The organism is Geobacillus sp. FJAT-46040 (assembly GCF_002335725.1).
Lineage (GTDB): Bacteria > Bacillota > Bacilli > Bacillales > Anoxybacillaceae > Geobacillus > Geobacillus thermoleovorans.
The window spans coordinates 275,729-293,301 of sequence record NZ_NISS01000001.1; the positions used below are offsets into that span (position 1 = coordinate 275,729).

18 protein-coding genes and 2 pseudogenes are annotated in these 17,573 nt (G+C 54.5%); 13 read left to right on the plus strand and 7 right to left on the minus strand.

The window, feature by feature from the left end; translation table 11 throughout:
* Positions 1 to 16 precede the first annotated feature (16 nt).
* The 5 genes from tpx (at position 17) to CD000_RS01520 (ending at position 4,445) form a co-directional block, all read left to right on the plus strand.
* A complete protein-coding gene (gene tpx / locus CD000_RS01495) occupies positions 17 to 517 on the plus strand; it encodes a thiol peroxidase (protein WP_011232261.1) in 501 nt (166 codons plus the stop codon).
* A 119-nt stretch (positions 518 to 636) separates the two neighbouring features.
* Positions 637 to 1,626: a class I SAM-dependent methyltransferase gene (locus CD000_RS01500; RefSeq protein ID WP_021322113.1), complete on the plus strand. Its 990-nt coding sequence runs from the start codon at positions 637 to 639 to the stop codon at positions 1,624 to 1,626.
* A gap of 379 nt (positions 1,627 to 2,005) precedes the next feature.
* Entirely contained in the window at positions 2,006 to 3,196 is a 1,191-nt protein-coding gene (locus CD000_RS01505; RefSeq protein ID WP_096224725.1) for an acetate kinase, read from the plus strand.
* A gap of 232 nt (positions 3,197 to 3,428) precedes the next feature.
* Positions 3,429 to 3,785, plus strand: coding sequence for a hypothetical protein (locus CD000_RS01515; RefSeq protein ID WP_233130381.1), 357 nt, complete (start codon positions 3,429 to 3,431; stop codon positions 3,783 to 3,785).
* Positions 3,786 to 3,911: 126 nt separating this feature from the next.
* Complete coding sequence (locus tag CD000_RS01520) at positions 3,912 to 4,445, plus strand: MogA/MoaB family molybdenum cofactor biosynthesis protein (RefSeq protein WP_023633831.1); 534 nt, start codon at positions 3,912 to 3,914, stop codon at positions 4,443 to 4,445.
* A gap of 208 nt (positions 4,446 to 4,653) precedes the next feature.
* On the opposite strand, the pseudogene CD000_RS01525 reads toward CD000_RS01520, so the two are convergent.
* Together CD000_RS01525 and CD000_RS01530 are read right to left on the minus strand one after the other, a co-directional pair.
* Positions 4,654 to 5,209: pseudogene (locus tag CD000_RS01525) on the minus strand (AMP-binding protein); the annotation flags it as partial.
* 285 nt (positions 5,210 to 5,494) lie between these two features.
* The gene (locus CD000_RS01530; protein ID WP_096224726.1) at positions 5,495 to 5,845 is read right to left on the minus strand and encodes a hypothetical protein; all 351 of its coding nucleotides are present in this window, start codon (positions 5,843 to 5,845) and stop codon (positions 5,495 to 5,497) included.
* A 180-nt stretch (positions 5,846 to 6,025) separates the two neighbouring features.
* Here CD000_RS01530 and CD000_RS01535 point away from each other — a divergent pair, with 180 nt between their 5' ends.
* Both CD000_RS01535 and argH read left to right on the plus strand, forming a co-directional pair.
* Positions 6,026 to 7,246 carry an argininosuccinate synthase gene (locus CD000_RS01535; RefSeq protein ID WP_011232231.1) on the plus strand — a complete coding sequence of 407 codons (1,221 nt, stop codon included), beginning with the start codon at positions 6,026 to 6,028 and terminating at the stop codon, positions 7,244 to 7,246.
* A gap of 62 nt (positions 7,247 to 7,308) precedes the next feature.
* A complete protein-coding gene (argH, locus tag CD000_RS01540; protein ID WP_096224727.1) occupies positions 7,309 to 8,688 on the plus strand; it encodes an argininosuccinate lyase in 1,380 nt (459 codons plus the stop codon).
* An 86-nt stretch (positions 8,689 to 8,774) separates the two neighbouring features.
* On the opposite strand, the gene CD000_RS01545 is transcribed toward argH, so the two are convergent.
* Complete coding sequence (locus tag CD000_RS01545; protein WP_096224728.1) at positions 8,775 to 9,221, minus strand: universal stress protein; 447 nt, start codon at positions 9,219 to 9,221, stop codon at positions 8,775 to 8,777.
* A 216-nt stretch (positions 9,222 to 9,437) separates the two neighbouring features.
* Between CD000_RS01545 and CD000_RS18625 the strand changes: the two genes are divergently transcribed.
* The 3 genes from CD000_RS18625 (at position 9,438) to ald (ending at position 11,646) form a co-directional block, all read left to right on the plus strand.
* A complete protein-coding gene (locus CD000_RS18625) occupies positions 9,438 to 9,578 on the plus strand; it encodes a hypothetical protein (RefSeq protein ID WP_011232228.1) in 141 nt (46 codons plus the stop codon).
* Positions 9,579 to 9,674: 96 nt separating this feature from the next.
* A complete protein-coding gene (locus tag CD000_RS01550) occupies positions 9,675 to 10,439 on the plus strand; it encodes an SDR family oxidoreductase (protein ID WP_011232227.1) in 765 nt (254 codons plus the stop codon).
* Between the two features lie 88 nt (positions 10,440 to 10,527).
* Positions 10,528 to 11,646, plus strand: a complete 1,119-nt coding sequence (gene ald, locus CD000_RS01555) for an alanine dehydrogenase (RefSeq protein WP_096224729.1) — start codon at positions 10,528 to 10,530, stop codon at positions 11,644 to 11,646.
* Positions 11,647 to 11,776: 130 nt separating this feature from the next.
* On the opposite strand, the gene CD000_RS01560 is transcribed toward ald, so the two are convergent.
* A complete protein-coding gene (locus CD000_RS01560; protein ID WP_096224730.1) occupies positions 11,777 to 12,871 on the minus strand; it encodes a M24 family metallopeptidase in 1,095 nt (364 codons plus the stop codon).
* A gap of 139 nt (positions 12,872 to 13,010) precedes the next feature.
* On the opposite strand from CD000_RS01560, the gene CD000_RS01565 reads away from it, so the two are divergent.
* Together CD000_RS01565 and CD000_RS01570 are read left to right on the plus strand one after the other, a co-directional pair.
* On the plus strand, positions 13,011 to 13,691 hold the full coding sequence (locus CD000_RS01565; RefSeq protein WP_011232224.1) for a metal-dependent hydrolase: 681 nt from the start codon (positions 13,011 to 13,013) through the stop codon (positions 13,689 to 13,691).
* A gap of 117 nt (positions 13,692 to 13,808) precedes the next feature.
* Positions 13,809 to 15,116, plus strand: coding sequence for a CBS domain-containing protein (locus tag CD000_RS01570; RefSeq protein WP_096224731.1), 1,308 nt, complete (start codon positions 13,809 to 13,811; stop codon positions 15,114 to 15,116).
* Positions 15,117 to 15,203: 87 nt separating this feature from the next.
* Here CD000_RS01570 and CD000_RS01575 read toward each other — a convergent pair.
* Positions 15,204 to 15,509, minus strand: a pseudogene (locus tag CD000_RS01575) (YtpI family protein); the annotation flags it as partial.
* A 102-nt stretch (positions 15,510 to 15,611) separates the two neighbouring features.
* Here CD000_RS01575 and CD000_RS01580 point away from each other — a divergent pair.
* Positions 15,612 to 16,559, plus strand: a complete 948-nt coding sequence (locus tag CD000_RS01580) for a DHH family phosphoesterase (protein WP_011232221.1) — start codon at positions 15,612 to 15,614, stop codon at positions 16,557 to 16,559.
* Between the two features lie 152 nt (positions 16,560 to 16,711).
* Here the strand turns inward: CD000_RS01580 and ytrI are convergent, their stop codons facing one another.
* Together ytrI and ytrH are read right to left on the minus strand one after the other, a co-directional pair.
* The gene (gene ytrI, locus CD000_RS01585; RefSeq protein ID WP_014196532.1) at positions 16,712 to 17,215 is read right to left on the minus strand and encodes a sporulation membrane protein YtrI; all 504 of its coding nucleotides are present in this window, start codon (positions 17,213 to 17,215) and stop codon (positions 16,712 to 16,714) included.
* Complete coding sequence (gene ytrH / locus CD000_RS01590) at positions 17,212 to 17,553, minus strand: sporulation membrane protein YtrH (protein WP_011232219.1); 342 nt, start codon at positions 17,551 to 17,553, stop codon at positions 17,212 to 17,214. The genes ytrI and ytrH overlap by 4 nt, the downstream gene beginning before the upstream one ends.
* Between the last annotated feature and the right edge of the window lie 20 nt (positions 17,554 to 17,573).

The following is a 17,573-nucleotide window of genomic DNA, read 5'->3' on the forward strand; positions in this document are numbered from 1 at the left end:
AAGGGGGAGAGAACCCATGGCCTATGTGACGTTTAAAGGGCAGCCGGTGACGCTTGTCGGCAACGAAGTGAAAGTCGGCGACAAAGCGCCGGATTTCACCGTGCTTGATCAAAACTTGCAGGAAGTGACGCTCGCGGATACGAAAGGGCACGTCCGCCTGATCAGCGTCGTTCCGTCGCTCGACACCGGAGTTTGCGACGCGCAAACGCGCCGGTTTAACGAGGAAGCGGCAAAGCTCGACAATGTGAAAGTGTTGACGATCAGCGTCGATTTGCCGTTTGCGCAAAAGCGGTGGTGCGGCGCCGCCGGCATTGAGAACGTTCAAGTGTTGTCCGACCATCGCGATGTTTCGTTCGGACAAGCATACGGCGTCTTGATCAAAGAACTGCGCCTGCTTGCCCGCGCCGTGTTTGTCATCGACAGCAATGACACAGTGACGTATGTCGAATACGTGCCGGAAGTGACGAACCATCCGAACTACGAAGCGGCGATTGAAGCGGCGAAAGCGGCGAAATAATGAAAAGGCCCCGACCCGTTCGGGGCCTTTTCGTTCCTATCGGCGCTTTTCTTGCGGCGCGAGGCGGACGGTCGTACAATATACAGAAGGGACGTTGGCAGAAAGGTGGGGACGTACAGATGATGACGCCAGTCGAACGGTTGTTCACGGTATTCGATGAAACGGCCCAACTTTTGCAAGAAGAATTGCAATGCACGTATTTAGAAGCCGTCGCGGAGACGGGGGAGAATTTGTTCCACGGCGACGTGCTGCAAAGCGAAGTGAGCGAGCTGAACGCGAAACGGCTGAAAAAGCAGTATCGCGAACTGATGCTGGAACGGTTTCAAAACGAAGAAATCCGCAAGGCGTTTCAGCTTGCGGTGTTAAAAGGGATGCGCAAGCATGTCCAGCCGCACCACCAAATGACTCCGGATGCGGTCAGTTTGTTTTTGGCGTATTTGGTCCGCGAGTTTACGCGCTCGCATTTGGCGCTTAAGATCCTCGACCCGGCCGTCGGCACGGCGAATTTATTGACGGCGGTGTTAAACGGCCTTCGAGGAAAACAGGCGGCGAGCTACGGCAGCGATGTCGATGATCTGCTTGTCAAATTGGCGTACGTCAACGCGAACTTGCAAAAGCATCCGGTGCAGCTGTTTAACCAAGACAGCCTAAGGCCGCTGTTTGTTGAGCCGGTTGACGTCGTCGTCTGCGATCTGCCGGTCGGCTATTACCCGGATGACGACAATGCCGCCCGCTTCGCCTTAAAAGCGAAGGAAGGCCGGTCGTATGCCCATCATTTGTTCATCGAGCAAAGCTTGCGCTATACGAAAGAGGGCGGCTACTTGTTTTTCCTCATCCCGAATATGTTGTTCTCGAGCCCGCAGGCGGGGCAGCTGAACGAATTTTTAAAAGAGGCGGCCATTGTCCAAGGAGTCTTGCAGCTGCCGCTGTCGATGTTTAAAAACGATCAGGCGGCAAAAAGCGTGTTGATTTTGCAAAAGAAAGGGCCGAACGTCAAAAAGCCAAAACACGTGCTGCTTGTCGAGCTGCCGCGGTTTTCCAACAAATCGGCGATGCAGGCGATGATGGCGAAAATCGACGCCTGGATCACCGAGGAAAAAGAATGTTGACGAAAGGGTGTCCCAAACGCAACGGGACGCCCTTTTTGATCACCGTATAGGCCGTCAAGCCCCTTCACAAAACGAGAGGTTGCATCTTCCTCCCCTTGCGCTCACGCGTGGAAGTGGGGGGGCTTCTCGGCTCAAGATGATAAATGTTGCTCTTTTCTTCATCGAAGAATCGCTGTTTTTCACCGACCTTTTCGGTCAGCTCCGTTTTCATTTTTCACAACATAAAAACTTTTTCTTGCAACCGGTTGCGAAACAAAGCCGCGCTTGAAACGCGAAAACGGAAGGCATACAATGAAAAAGGCATAGTGAAACGGCGCCCAATCGCGCACACTAACGGTAAGCGCGAGCGGATTTTGGCAAAAAAGGAGATGTGTTTTCGATGGCGAAAGTGCTAGCCATTAATGCGGGAAGTTCCTCGTTGAAATTCCAGCTGTTTGAGATGCCGGCAGAAACGGTGTTGACCAAAGGGGTCGTCGAACGGATCGGCTTTGACGACGCGATTTTCACCATTGTCGTAAACGGTGAAAAACATCAAGAAGTGACGGCGATTCCGGATCATGCCGCGGCCGTTAAAATGCTGCTTGATAAGCTCATTCGCTACGGCATTATCCGTTCGTTTGACGAAATTGACGGCATCGGGCACCGCGTCGTCCACGGCGGGGAGAAGTTCAGTGATTCGGTGCTCATCACCGAGGACGTCATCAAGCAAATTGAAGAAGTGTCCGAGCTCGCCCCGCTCCATAACCCGGCCAACCTCGTCGGCATTCGGGCGTTTCAGGAAGTGCTGCCGGACGTGCCGGCCGTGGCGGTGTTTGACACGGCGTTCCACCAGACGATGCCGGAACAGTCGTTTTTATACAGCTTGCCATATGAGTATTACACGAAATTCGGCATCCGCAAGTACGGATTCCACGGCACGTCGCACAAATACGTCACCCAGCGGGCGGCGGAGCTTCTCGGCCGGCCGATCGAACAGCTGCGCCTCATCTCGTGCCATTTAGGCAACGGGGCGAGCATCGCGGCGGTTGAGGGCGGCAAGTCGATCGACACGTCCATGGGCTTTACGCCATTAGCCGGCGTGGCGATGGGAACGCGCTCCGGCAACATCGACCCGGCGCTCATCCCGTACATTATGGAAAAAACGGGAATGACTGCGGATGAAGTGATTGAAGTGCTGAACAAAAAGAGCGGCATGCTCGGTCTGTCCGGCATCTCGAGCGATTTGCGCGACTTGGAAAAAGCGGCCGCCGAAGGAAATGAGCGCGCGGAACTGGCACTTGAAGTGTTTGCGAACCGCATTCATAAGTACATCGGCTCGTATGCGGCGCGCATGTGCGGAGTCGATGCCATCATCTTCACCGCCGGCATCGGCGAGAACAGCGAAGTCGTGCGGGCGAAAGTGTTGCGCGGCCTCGAGTTTATGGGAGTTTACTGGGACCCTACCCTAAACAAAGTGCGCGGCAAGGAAGCGTTCATCAGCTATCCGCACTCGCCGGTCAAAGTGCTCGTCATCCCGACCAATGAAGAGTTGATGATCGCCCGCGACGTCATGCGGCTGGCGAATTTGTAAGCGGATTGTAATAAAAAGAATCGTTGCAGCCATTTTGGCCAAAACGGCTGCCCCAAACAAACGGGGCAGCCATTTTTTTGTTTTGCCGCTTTGGTGCGCTTGATTCTTGTTTCAACAACTCCGGACGGAGATGTCTTGCGTTTTTCGTCTCCCCGGCAATCATCGGAATTGCCGGCGGCGTTGTTTCACGCCAAAATGAGAGTGCATACTCGGTTGAAGGGAGTGAACGGATATGGCATTGTTTCGTGATGATGCTCATGTGTATCGGGTGATTGGCGAGTTTATGCAAATTCCGTCGCGCCCAAGGACGGAATTTGAGCTGCGCAGCTGGTGGGAGCGGCATCCAGCGTATAAGGAATACGGCAACGAGGTGGAGCAAATCAATCGGATTGGAGAACAAATCCGCCGTTCCCGCGCCGCGTTCGTCTTTTATTTGACCGATCCGGAGGCGGTCATCAGCATCGATGCGAGGCGGCCGGAAACCGGTGAAAACTACGCCATTTATCCGAAAGTGTACAAAAAAGACGGCCGCCCGAAAACGGCCAGGCGCGCCTTCGGGACAGCCGATTGGTTGTCTTGTGGAGTGTAGGCGGAAGACATCGATTTCACGATGGGGTCTTTTCCTTTCGTTTCGCCAGCGAGAAGCAGCCGGCAAGAGTTGGGTAATTTTTGCTATACTATAGCCAACAACACAATGACAAAAGGAGATGAGGGAATGAGCACAGCTGTCCATAAACAAGAAGCTCCCCAAACCGTCCGCTGCAAAGTCATCACCGTCAGCGACACGAGAACGGAGGAAACCGACCAAAGCGGCCGGCTGATGATCGAGCTGCTCACGGAAGCCGGGCATGAGGTCGTCGGCTATGAGATCGTGAAAGACGAAGCGGACGCCATTCGCGAGGCAGTGCTTGACGGCTGCCGCCGCCTTGATGTTGATGCGGTGCTCACGAACGGCGGCACCGGCATCGCCAAGCGCGACGTGACGATCGAAACGGTCGGTGCGCTGCTTGAGAAAGAACTCGTCGGCTTTGGCGAGCTGTTCCGCTTCCTAAGCTACACCGAAGACATCGGCCCGGCCGCCATGCTGTCGCGCGCCGTCGCCGGCGTGGCAATGGACACCGCCGTCTTTTGCACTCCCGGCTCCACCGGCGCTGTGCGCCTCGCGATGACGAAGCTCATTTTGCCGGAGTTGGGGCATGTGGTGAGAGAGATTCGGAAGGATAGGGAGAAGCAGCGAAAGACGCTTTGACGAAAGGAGAGGATGAGCGGAAATGGGGGGGCTGACCTAAAAGGTTGTTTTTTCTTAAACAAAACACAACACATCGTTTCTTCAAGATTGTTTTACGCCTACATCATAGTTAAGAAAGGGTGTCCCGAGCCTTTTGGGACACCCTCCTCTTTGTTTTTTTGTATATTTTACCAAATGGAAGAAAATCCCGATTCTGTTCCCCCCTGACCGACAAGCCATAATGGTCATGGATCGTAACGCCCAAATGCTCTTGGAAAAAGCGGATGACTTCCGGATTGAGCGGCTCGCCGGCCGAGCTCATGGCGCGCACGTTCAGTTGATAGCGGCGAATGACGTCCGCGCCGGCCGCCGCCATCGCCCGATACGCGGTCGGGGCGTACGCGAAATTGGTCACCCGGTATTTTTCCATCAAGGAATAGCACGTCTCCGGCTTAAACGGCCCTTCGTAAAAGACGATCGGCACACCAAAGGCCATCGGCGCGAAGGTGCAAAAGATCAGCTCGTACGCCCAGCCCGGATCCGCCCCGCCGAAAAAGACATCGTCATCGCGCAGGCCAATCGCGCAATTGCCGATAGGTGATCGTTTTTTGCTCTCCTAAAGCGTTTTCATAAAACAGCGCAATGCGATTCGGATCCTCGGCATACCGGTCGCATACTTCGTGGGCGGCGTTGAACCGTCCGCGCGGATCGCCGTCGTAGTGGGCGAATGCCTGATCCCAAGAAAACGATTGAATGATAGAAGCGGGTGATAGATGGTTGGCCATGTCTGATCCCTTCGTTGTGTGAAAAATTGAAATAAAAATAAAATTCAATATATTTTTGGCGGATAATAAATGGAAATCGTTTGAGAAAGGGGATAGAATGAAAAAAGAGGAGCTCTCCAGCTTGAGTGCTCCTCTTCAATCGCCAAGAAAGCTTTCGTTTGCGACAGCGTATCCTTCGTCATCGCGGCGGAATCCGCCGCATCAATCCTCGATCTTCTCGTCAAAATTGTTGCGGCCGCATGGTTTGTCTGCCGTCTTCAAAAAGGGGACAAGCGGCATCGGCGCTCATTTGTTATGGGGTGTTATGGTTTTTCGACCCGCTTTTTTCCGTGTCGGCGATGAAACGGATGGAGCAATGCGATACCAAATCCATAAATCGTTGACGATCGAAGCGAGTTCGGCAATGTCGGCATTGAGCCGGCAGGAGCGTTCAAAATCATGCTCTTCGCCGAGTTCGTCTTGTTTTTCGTTGATTTCCCGCTCCAGGGCGGCGATGCGGTCGGGGATCAAGCCGCGGATCGTTTCCCATTCCAGTAAAATCGCCTCTTGTTCGTTTGGGCTGTAGTCCTCCCAAGGCTTGTCCAGATGCGGCAGGCGGATGCCGAGCCGTTTGTCTTCGATGAAGATGCCGTTCATTCTTGCCGCCTCCTTTTTTTCTATTATACGAAACATTTCCGCATATCGGTGAGGAATTTTTATTCTTTTTATTGAATAAGTATTGAAAAATCACGGGAAAGCTGATAAAGTGATAATGTGTTCAATTTGAATATTTATTTATATTTAAGTATATTTATGTGACAGGAGAGGAGAACGACCATGGCAAATCCAAAATTGGTGTTGGCCTACTCGGGCGGTTTAGATACATCGGTGGCGATCAAATGGCTTCAGGAGCGCGGGTATGATGTGATCGCGTGCTGCTTGGACCTTGGGGAAGGAAAAGACCTTGATTTCGTGAAAGAAAAAGCGCTCAAAGTCGGCGCGATGAAATCGTACGTGATCGACGTCAAAGACGAGTTTGCGAACGAGTATGCACTCATCGCCTTGCAGGCGAACGCGTTGTACGAAGGGAAATATCCGCTCGTTTCGGCGCTGTCGCGTCCGCTCATCGCGAAAAAACTCGTTGAAATCGCCGAGCTTGAAGGCGCGGTGGCGGTGGCCCACGGCTGTACGGGGAAAGGGAACGACCAAGTGCGCTTTGAAGTGTCGATCAAAGCGCTCAATCCAGATTTGGACGTGATCGCCCCGGTGCGCGAGTGGAGCTGGTCGCGCGAGGAAGAAATCGAATACGCGAAAAAGCACGGCATTCCAATTCCGGTTGACCTTGACAGCCCGTTTTCCATCGACCAAAACTTGTGGGGACGAAGCAACGAGTGCGGCATTTTGGAAGACCCGTGGGCGGCGCCGCCGGAAGAGGCGTATGAGCTGACGGCTTCGCTTGAGAACGCGCCGGATGTGCCGGATGTCATCGAGATCGGCTTTGAACAAGGCGTGCCGGTGACGTTAAACGGGAAGGCGTATCCGCTTGCGCAATTGATTTTGGAGCTGAATGCGTTGGCCGGCAAGCATGGCGTCGGCCGCATCGACCACGTCGAAAACCGCCTTGTCGGCATCAAGTCGCGCGAAGTGTACGAATGCCCAGGGGCGATCACGCTCATTAAAGCGCATAAAGAGCTGGAAGACTTGACATTGGTGAGAGAAGTCGCCCATTTCAAACCGATCATCGAACAGAAAATCGCCGAAGTCATTTACAACGGCCTTTGGTTCTCACCGCTGAAAGACGCGTTGGTCGCGTTTTTGAAAGAAACGCAGAAAAACGTCACCGGCGTCGTGCGCGTGAAGCTGTTTAAAGGCCATGCGATCGTCGAAGGGCGCAAATCGCCGTTCTCGCTCTATGATGAAAAATTGGCAACATACACGTCCGAAGATGAATTTGACCATCAAGCGGCGGTCGGATTCATTTCGCTGTACGGCCTGCCGACGAAAGTGCACAGCATCGTGAACAAGCAAAACAAGGCGTCGGTGCCGACCGGCCAATGAAGGAAAATGAAGGGAACTTCATGAAAGGAAGGAGGAAGTCGCATTCCTCTGCGGCGAGATTCGTGAAAAAGCTTTGGGGCGGACGGTTTACGAAAACAGCGGAAGAATGGGTCGACGAGTTTGGCGCGTCGATCCCATTCGACCAAGAGCTCGTTGAAGAAGACATTGAAGGCAGCCTTGCCCATGTGACGATGCTTGGCGAATGCGGCATCCTGCCTGAAGGCGATGTAGAGCAGATCAAAGGCGGGCTCATCCGCCTGTTGGAAAAGGCGAAGCAAGGGGAGCTCAAATTTTCCGTTGCCTACGAGGACATTCATTTAAACATTGAAAAAATGCTCATCGACGACATCGGACCGGTCGGCGGCAAGCTGCACACTGGACGGAGCCGGAACGACCAAGTGGCGACCGATATGCATCTATACTTGCGCAAGCGGGTTGAAGAGATTCTCGGCCTCATCCGCGGGATGCAGCGGGCGCTTGTCGCTCAAGCCGAAAAGCATGTCGAAACGATCATGCCCGGATATACGCATTTGCAGCGGGCGCAACCGATTTCGTTCGCCCACCATCTGCTGGCTTATTTTTGGATGCTCGAGCGCGACTATGAGCGGTTTTCCGAGTCGCAAAAGCGCATCAACCGCTCGCCGCTCGGCGCCGGGGCGCTCGCTGGGACGACGTTTCCGATCGACCGGCATCGGACGGCGGAGCTTTTGGGCTTTGCCGATATTTACGAAAACAGCCTCGATGCGGTGAGCGACCGCGACTTCATCATCGAGTTTTTAAGCAACAGTTCAATGCTCATGATGCACCTGTCGCGGTTGGCCGAGGAGTTGATTCTTTGGTCAAGCCAAGAGTTCCAGTTCATTGAGCTGGATGATGCGTTTGCGACCGGCAGCAGCATCATGCCGCAAAAGAAAAACCCGGACATGGCCGAACTCATCCGCGGCAAAACCGGCCGCGTGTACGGCCACTTGATGGCGCTCCTCACGGTGATGAAAGGGCTGCCGCTTGCTTACAATAAAGATATGCAAGAAGATAAAGAAGGCATGTTTGATACAGTAAAGACGGTCATTGGGTCGCTGAAAATTTTCACCGGCATGATCGAGACGATGAACGTGCGCACGGACGTGATGGAGCGGGCGACGAAACAAGACTTTTCAAACGCGACCGAGCTTGCCGATTACTTGGCCGCGAAAGGCGTCCCGTTCCGCGAGGCGCATGAGGTCGTCGGCAAGCTCGTCTTGCGCTGCATCGAACAAGGCGTCTTTTTGGCCGATTTGCCGCTTGACGTGTACAAAGAAGCGTCGTCGCTTTTTGAAGAGGACATTTATGACGCCTTGCACCCGCGCACGGCCGTCAACCGCCGCAACAGCGCCGGCGGCACCGGTTTTGCCGAAGTGCGCGCGGCGCTGGCGAAGGCGAAACAGTTGCTTAGCACCCCGTAACGGCGGGGTGTTCTTTTTTGTCCGTCACATGTTTTCGCATCGGACAAGGAAGTTTTTCGGTCCATCTGCTTCATGTGACGAAGACATTATTCTTTCGGCGTCCTTACAACGAGCACATCGCATTTCGCATGGCGGACGATGTTTTCGGAAACGCTGCCGATCAAGAGCCGTTCGACAGCGTTTAAACCGGTCGCCCCGCAAACGATGAGATCGGCTTTGTATTTCGGAGCGACGTCTTTGGCGATTTTCACTTTCGGCGAGCCGAATTCGACCGCGATGTCCACATCGTCGAGCCCGGCGGCGATGGCTTCGTTTTTACACCGTTCCAGAAGTTCGTTCGCATATTGCTCCGACCGTTCGGCGAGGGCGTAATCGTGCGCTTCCACGGTTGTGAACCCGCGCAAATCGATGATGTGGGACAAAATGAGTTTCGCTCCGTTTCGCTTGGCGATTTGGATCGCTTTTTTCAACGCCCATTCCGCTTCTTTCGAGCCATCGACGGCGACGACGATCGTTCGGTAGGTCATGGTCATGTTCTCCCCTCCCTGTGGTTAAAAATGCTATCTCTATCCTGAAAATACCCGAACTTCAAAATGTGCAAGGTTTCAGAGTTCGACATAGCGGCATTTTCATCCCTTCGATGGTGACGAAATTTTTTTGTCATGGGAGTCTATATATGGTATACCCATCGCCCTTTGATGAGAAACTAGGCCATATATTGAGATTTTGTGAACAGGGGAGGAAGAGCAATGGAAAAGCGGTATAACGACTGGCAGTACGATGAGGAGGAAGTGCGGACGATCACCGAGCAAATTACCGAGTCGTATGAAAGCGGCATTGTTGACGAGGATGAATCGTATTACGACCCGCGCCGCGAAGTCGGCGAATAGCCATAGCGCCTGCGCGTTATGGTTATTTTTTTGTATTCGCTCCGGTTTGTAGTAAAGTAAAAATGAGACAGCAAATCGCGACGAGGAGGGAGAAGGGTGCGGCATGCCTTGATTACGGCCGGAGCGAAAGGATTGGGGAGAAAAGTGACCGAGCTGTTGCTTGATAAAGGCTACTCGGTGACGGTGAACTACCGGAGCGATGAACAGGCGGTGCGCTCGCTTGCCGAGAAGTACCGCGGCGCCGCTGACCGCCTCCAGTTTGTGCAGGGAGATGTGACGGACAAAAACGATTTAGCGGCGCTTGTGGACGCCGCCATGGAGCGGTTTGGCCGCATTGACTGCCTCATCAACAATGCAGGGCCGTACATTTTTGAACGGAAAAAGCTGGCCGATTATACGGAAAACGAATGGTACGAAATGATTGAAGGCAATTTGAGCTCGGTCTTCCATTTAGTGAGAAGGACGATCCCGATTATGCGAAAACAACGGTTTGGCCGCATCATTACGTACGGATTTCAAGGAGCGGCGGATGCCCCGGGCTGGGTGCACCGTTCGGCGTTCGGCGCGGCGAAAGTCGGGCTTGTATCGCTGACGAAAACGATCGCCCTGGAAGAGGCGGAATATGGCATTACCGCCAATATGGTGTGCCCAGGCAATATTGTCGGCGCCATGAAAGAGGCGGGGATCGCCGACGCCCGCGCCAGGCGGGATGCGGAAACGCCGGTCGGACGCCCGGGGACTGGTGAAGATATCGCCCGCGTGATCGCGTTTTTATGCGAGGACGACTCGGATTTCATCACCGGCGCCGTCATTGACGTCACCGGCGGAGCGAACGTCATTTACCGCCACCTTTTCCGTTGAGAACAGCGCCTCCTCCTTTTTCGTTTGCTTTTGCGCGAAACGGGGCACAATAAAAGAAGAAGAGGGAAGGAAAAAGGAGGAAAAAGTAATGAAGATCGGCATTCCAAAAGAAATCAAAAACAATGAAAACCGCGTCGCCATCACTCCGGCAGGCGTGATGACGCTCGTCAAAGCGGGGCATGACGTGTATGTGGAGACGGAAGCCGGCGCTGGGTCGGGTTTTTCCGATTCCGAGTATGAAAAAGCCGGGGCAGTGATCGTGACGAAAGCGGAAGATGCCTGGGCGGCGGAGATGGTGTTGAAAGTGAAAGAACCGCTGGCTGAGGAGTTCCGCTATTTTCGCCCCGGATTGATTTTGTTTACGTATTTGCATTTAGCCGCGGCCGAAGCGCTCACGAAAGCGCTCGTCGAGCAAAAAGTGGTCGGCATCGCTTACGAGACGGTGCAGCTTGCGAACGGCTCGCTGCCGCTGTTGACGCCGATGAGTGAAGTCGCCGGCCGCATGTCGGTGCAAGTCGGCGCCCAGTTTCTCGAGAAGCCGCACGGCGGGAAAGGCATTTTGCTTGGCGGCGTGCCCGGGGTGCGGCGCGGCAAAGTGACGATCATCGGCGGCGGCACAGCGGGGACGAACGCGGCGAAAATCGCGGTCGGCCTCGGGGCGGACGTGACGATTTTGGACATTAACGCCGAGCGGCTGCGCGAGCTCGATGATTTGTTCGGCGACCAAGTGACGACGTTGATGTCCAACTCGTATCATATCGCCGAGTGCGTGCGCGAATCCGATTTGGTCGTCGGCGCCGTCTTGATCCCGGGGGCGAAAGCGCCGAAGCTTGTGACGGAAGAGATGGTGCGCTCGATGACGCCAGGCTCGGTGTTGGTCGACGTCGCCATTGACCAAGGCGGCATTTTTGAAACGACCGACCGCGTCACGACGCACGACGATCCGACATACGTCAAGCACGGCGTCGTCCATTACGCCGTCGCGAACATGCCGGGCGCTGTGCCGCGTACGTCAACATTCGCGCTTACGAACGTCACGATCCCATACGCCTTGCAAATCGCCAACAAAGGCTACCGCGCCGCTTGCCTCGACAATCCGGCGCTGTTAAAAGGGATCAACACGCTCGACGGGCACATCGTGTACGAAGCGGTCGCGGCGGCGCACAACATGTCGTATACGGATGTTCATTCGTTGCTGCAGGGATGAAACAATGAAGATGGAGCCGCCTTGATGGCGATGAGAAAACAAAGCTGTCCGAATCGACTTGGGGATCGGGCCGGTGGACAGCTTTTTTGATGCGCTCATTCGCGGCAGCTTTTGCCAATGGCCTCTCTCGTTAAACAATGATCAACTCCTTCGAAAACGACGTCAACACCTCAACCCCATGATCCGTGACCGCGACGTCGTCTTCAATGCGCACGCCGCCGATGGATGGGACGTAAATGCCTGGTTCGATTGTAAACACCATGCCGGGGGCGAGCGGTTCGTTGTTGGCGCCATGAAGCGATGGGTATTCGTGGATCTCGATCCCTAAGCCGTGCCCGACGCGGTGGGTGAAATAGTCTCCGTAGCCGGCTTGTTCGATGACGTTTCGGGCGGCGCGGTCGATCTCGCCCATCGCGGTTTGCGGGCGGCAGGCGTCGATCGCCGCCTGCTGGGCGCGCCGAACGGTATCGTAAATGAGCCGCTGTTCGTCGCTTGCCGTCTGACAGACGACGGTGCGGGTAATGTCGGAGCAATACCCATCGACGATGACGCCCAAATCGAACAGCACGAAATCGCCTGGTGCGACCGCCGCCGTTCCCGGCACGCCGTGCGGATCGGCTGATTTTGCGCCCGCAAGCACGGTCGTGGGAAACGACATCCCTTCAACGCCGAGTTTTTTCAGCTCATATTCAATAAGGGCGACAAGTTCGAGCTCTGTCACGCCCGGGCGGATGGCCGAGACGCCGATTTCGATCGCTTTGTCGGCCAGTTTTGCCGCCTGGCGCAACACCTTCATTTCCTGCTCATCCTTGATCAGGCGAAGCTGGCGCAGCTTTTCTTCGGCGTCGTGCCACTTGGCGTTTGGAAACAATGCCGAGAGACGCTCGAAACGGGCGAACGACAAATGGTTTTTCTCGATGGCAATCAAGCCGGGTTTTGCGCCGCGCGCTTCGAGATGGCGCCCGATCTCTTCCCATGGGTCGGTGCTGTCGTCGTAGCCGATCACCGTATACCCAAAGCCGCTCCGGCGGGCGCGCGGGACTTCCATTTGCGGACAGACGAGCGCGGGCTCGCTGTCAGGGAAGACAAGCAATGCAAGCAGCCGCTCGTGTGGATCGCAAAAAAAGCCGCTCAAATAAAAAACGTTGGCGCTTGACGTAATGAAGGCAAATGAATCATCATGATGTTGAAGCCATGATGAAAAAGCATCCAGCCGTTGGTTCATCGTTCCCTTCCTTCCTTTTTTCGTGATCGTCCATTTTGAGCGTATCAAGAAACGGGCCGTTTGTAAATGGACAGGAGGGAAAAGAAGGGAATGGATGGGCGGCGGCGAATCATGTGTAGTGGAAAGGAGAGATGTGACGATGAAAATCAGCTACCATGGCCATTCGGTCGTCCGCATTGAGACGAACGGAAAAACGATTTTGATCGACCCGTTCATCACCGGCAATACGACGACCGATTTGAACGCGGCGGATGTGAAAGCGGATGTCATTTTGTTGACGCACGGGCACGGGGATCATGTCGGCGATACGGTTGAAATCGCCAAGCGGAACAACGCCCTTGTCGTGGCCACATTTGAGCTGGCGACGTATTTAAGCTGGCAAGGCGTCGAGACGTTTGGTATGAACATCGGCGGGGCGCGCGAATTTGACTTTGGCACGGTCAAGTTCACGCAGGCGTTCCACAGCTCCGGGTTTGTGACGGACGACAAGCAAATCATTTATTTAGGCATGCCGACCGGCATTTTGTTCACGGCCGAAGGCAAAACGATCTATCATGCCGGCGATACCGGGCTGTTTTCCGACATGAAGCTGATCGGCGAGCGCCATAACATCGATGTCGCCTTTTTGCCGATTGGGGACAGCTTCACGATGGGGCCGGAAGACGCGGCGGTCGCCGCCGAGTGGCTCGGGGCGAAACTCGTCGTGCCGATCCATTACAACACGTTCCCGCCGATCACCCAAGACCCCGAGCGGTTCGTCTCGCTCCTTCCGCCGGGCGTCGGCCGCGCGTTGAAACCGGGGGAAAGCATCGAGCTGTAACAGAGGCGCTCTTCCCGCTTTGGGAAGGGCGCTTTATGATGGCCGGCGCGACCGTTGAATCCCCGCCGCCAGGCCCGTTATAATGAAAGTAACAAACGCGTAAAGGGTGAAGAACCGTTGGCGACAAAACACGAGCAAATTTTGGAATACATCCACCGGCTGCCGATCGGCGAGAAAATTTCTGTCCGGCAGATCGCCAAGGAAATGGGCGTAAGCGAAGGGACGGCGTACCGGGCGATCAAGGACGCCGAGAACAAAGGGTATGTGAGCACGATTGAACGCGTCGGCACGATCCGGATTGAGAAGAAACGGAAGGAAAACATTGAGAAGCTTACGTACGCCGAGGTTGTCAACATTGTGGACGGCCAAGTGCTTGGCGGACGTGAAGGGTTGCATAAGACGCTCAACCGTTTTGTCATCGGCGCAATGCAGCTGGAGGCGATGATGCGCTATACGGGCGCAGGGGATTTGCTTATCGTCGGCAACCGGACGAAGGCGCACGAGCTGGCGCTTCAGGCGGGGGCGGCCGTGCTCATCACCGGCGGGTTTGACACGGCCGACCACGTGAAAAAGCTCGCCGATGAGCGGCAGCTGCCGATCATTTCGACGAGCTATGACACGTTTACGGTCGCGACGATGATCAACCGGGCGATTTACGACCAGCTCATCAAAAAAGAAATTGTGTTGGTCGAGGATATTCTCATTCCGCTTGACAAAACAGCGTACTTGCGCGTCCATGATCCGATTGAGCGGTGGTATGCGTTGAACAAAGAGACGCGCCATAGCCGGTTCCCGGTCGTCGATGATGAGCTGAAAGTGCAAGGGGTTGTGACGGCAAAAGACGTGCTGGATGTCGACCGGCAGCTGCCGATCGAAAAGGTGATGACGAAGCAGCCGATTACGGTGAACGGAAAAACGTCAGTGGCGTTTGCTTCTCATATTATGGTATGGGAAGGAATTGAGCTTCTCCCGGTGGTGGATGACTATAACCGGCTGCAAGGGATCATCAGCCGCCAAGACGTGTTAAAAGCGCTGCAAATGGCGCAGCGCCAGCCGCAAGTCGGGGAGACGATCGATGATCTCATCACCGCCCAGTTTCGTGAGTCAGGCGACAAAGAAACGCTGTTTCGCTGCACGATCACGCCGCAGATGACGAACTATTTAGGGACGCTCTCGTACGGCGTGTTTACGACGATCGTCACCGAAGCGGCGGCGCGCATGCTTCGCGCGTACAAACGCGGCGATTTGGTGATGGAAAATATCACGATTTACTTCATCAAGCCGGTGCAAATCGAAAGCACGGTCGACGTGCGGGCAAAGCTTTTAGAGCTCGGGCGCAAGTTCGGGAAAGTGGATGTCGAAGTGTATAACGAAGGCGATCTTGTCGGCAAAGCGATGATGATGTGCCAGCTGATCGACCGATAAACGGTAAAGGAAAAAAAGGATGTCCACTTCCTTATGGGAACATCCTTTTCCTTTATCGTTGACCGGCGCATACGCCAAACGGCATTGCCCTTGTTTTGCCGCTTCCTTTGCCTCTTCGACCGCCTGCGGCAGATAGTAGCGGTAGGCGCGGTAGCCGGCCCAAACGCTCCCGAAGCCTAAGGCGATAAAAATGGCGCAGATGATATAGGTCACGGTTGTCTGATACAAAAACAATTGGTTGATCCCGAACAAGGCAACGAACAGTCCAAGCGCCATGCTCGATTTCGCTGAGAGAAAGCGGCGTTCCATCGGGCGCTGGGAGCGGACGTAGCGGATTTTATAATAGACGTAAAACGAAAAGGAAAATATAATGAAAATAACCAAGGCTGGCATGGTTGGGTCCCTCCGTTGTTCATTTTTCTTTTTTCATTGTACATAGAAGCAGGGAAAAATGCCAGCGGTTGAATATGACAGGTGACTAAAGGGGAAGAACGAATGAAACCGGTTCATCAACAAATTCTTGATGCGATTCGTGAATTTGACACGATCATCATCCACCGCCATGTTCGCCCGGACCCGGACGCGTACGGGTCGCAAGGCGGGTTGGCGGCGTTGCTCCGGGCGTCGTTTCCGGAAAAACGAGTGTATGCGGTGGGGACCGATGACCCATCGTTATCATTTTTACGACAAATGGATGTCATTGACGATGCCGTTTATGAACAGGCGCTTGTGATCGTCTGCGATACAGCCAATGAGGAGCGGATTTGCGACAGCCGCTATCGGCTCGGGCGAAAGCTCATTAAAATTGACCATCACCCGAACGACACGCCGTATGGCGACATTATGTGGGTCGATACCGCCGCCAGTTCGACAAGCGAGATGATTTATGAGTTTTATTTGGCGGGGAAAGAGGAAGGGTTGACGATGACCGCTGAGGCGGCGCGTCTCATTTACGCCGGCATTGTCGGCGATACGGGTCGCTTTTTGTTTCCGCGCACAAGTGAAAAAACGTTCCGCTACGCTGGGGAGCTCATTTCGTACGGTTTTTCGCTGACGGAATTGTACGACGGATTGTATCGGACGAGCTTGCCGCTCGCCCGCTTAAGCGGTTATGTGTTGTCGAACTTTATGATCGAGGAAGGGGTGGCGGCTGTGAAAATGCCGCGGGCGCTGCTTGGGGAATACGGCGTCACCCCGCTTGAGGCGTCGCAACTCGTCAGTTTGCTCGGCAATATTGACGGCATTGTCGCCTGGGTGTTTTTCATTGAGGAAGAACGGGAAATCCGCGTCCGCTTCCGTTCCAAAGGGCCGGTCATCAATGTGGTCGCCAAACGCTACGGCGGCGGCGGCCATCCGCTCGCAGCCGGTGCGTCCATTGCTTCTTGGGAGGAAGCGGATCGCGTGATTGAAGACGTAAAAGCGGTTTGCCGGGCTGAGCGGTGACGGAAACGGGTGGTTTTAAAAAGTTGTTGTTTCAAATGAAGCGTCATGTTGATAGGAGAAGGCGTCCCGAAGGCTTTCGGGACACCCTCTTTTCCCGCAAGACGCGCTTGTTTGGCACTCCACCGCGGCGGAATGGGGCGGCAAGGCGCGCTCTACGGAAGCGGCGTCAGTTTCACTTCGACGGCCAATAAGGTAAAGATCGTGAGTGTGTGAAGTTCAAGCCGGTATGTCTTCTCGTGGATCGTATACGTTTTGTTTTCAATTGCCCGCTCAATCAGTTCGCGGCTGTTGTACACCGTTTCGATGTCTTTCGCAATCAAATGGGACAAATCTTCTTTGACGCTGTCTTCAATGCGAAACGTCGTGTATGAATCAAGTTTATATTGCTCGGCGTTGGCGAGATGGACGGAAACGTCCTGCACGGTCAGCTTTTTTTTCATTTCCTTATTGTAATGAATATAGTCTTCCTGCCAAATGCGAATTTCGTTTTGCAAATCGGCGATCTGTTCGTTGAGCTCATTGACGTGTTGCACTTGTTTTTCCTGCAAGACGCCGAAAATATACAAAAAGACAAACCAACTGATGAGCGCTCCGATCGCCGCGCCGGCGAAAAAGCGCTGCCATGACGGGTATTGGTAATACGGAGGAATTCTCATGGCGAAATGTGCTCCTGCGTCAGCCACGTGATGATCGCCACTCCGGTCTGTGCTCCGCCCATGGCGGACAAAATGAGCAAAAATTGCCGCACGATGTCTTTCGTTTCCCCTAAAAACAGCCCTCGCTCAACGACGTAAAACGTGTCAAACGTCCCGCCGATGGCGGCGACGACCGCCCAAATGCGCAAATCGCCGGCAAATCGGTACATGGCCGTCAGCGGCTGGCCGCCGCTCAAAAACGCGCCGAGCGCGCCGATGATGGCGCCGCCAAGCAGCACGCCGACGGCGATAAAATAGCTTTGAATAAACGCCGGCAAGAAGGCCGCTTTTTCGTTCATGCGTTTCCCCGCCCTTTCTT